Raw genomic sequence first — 594 nt, forward strand, 5'->3', positions numbered from 1 at the left:
AGAACTTTAGCAACAACGCCCGCGCCAACGGTACGGCCGCCTTCACGGATTGCGAAACGCAGACCGTCGTCCATCGCGATTGGGTGGATCAGAGTCACAACCATCTTGATGTTGTCGCCTGGCATTACCATCTCTACGCCTTCTGGCAGTTCGATGGTACCGGTCACGTCAGTTGTACGGAAGTAGAACTGTGGACGGTAGCCTTTGAAGAACGGAGTATGACGGCCGCCTTCGTCTTTGGACAGAATGTACACTTCAGATTCGAACTTGGTGTGTGGCTTGATTGAGCCTGGCTTCGCCAGAACCTGACCACGTTCGATTTCTTCACGTTTGATACCACGCAGCAGAACACCAACGTTCTCACCAGCACGGCCTTCGTCCAGCAGTTTGCGGAACATTTCAACGCCAGTACAGGTAGACTTCGCAGTCTCTTTGATACCAACGATTTCAACTTCTTCACCAACTTTGATGATACCGCGCTCTACACGACCGGTAACAACGGTACCACGACCGGAGATGGAGAATACGTCTTCGATTGGCAGCAGGAATGGCTTGTCAATCGCACGCTCTGGTTCTGGGATGTAAGAATCCAGG

The 594-nt window shown here is 52.2% G+C and carries 1 protein-coding gene; it reads right to left on the bottom strand.

Going from position 1 to position 594, the window contains the following annotated elements; translation table 11 throughout:
- Window positions 1-594: EF-Tu/IF-2/RF-3 family GTPase (locus ACOTXD_RS21695; protein ID WP_045135604.1), on the bottom strand; the 594-nt coding region annotated here is incomplete at both ends.

The organism is Enterobacter cloacae complex sp. CDL013 (assembly GCF_049238805.1).
Lineage (GTDB): Bacteria > Pseudomonadota > Gammaproteobacteria > Enterobacterales > Enterobacteriaceae > Enterobacter > Enterobacter hormaechei_C.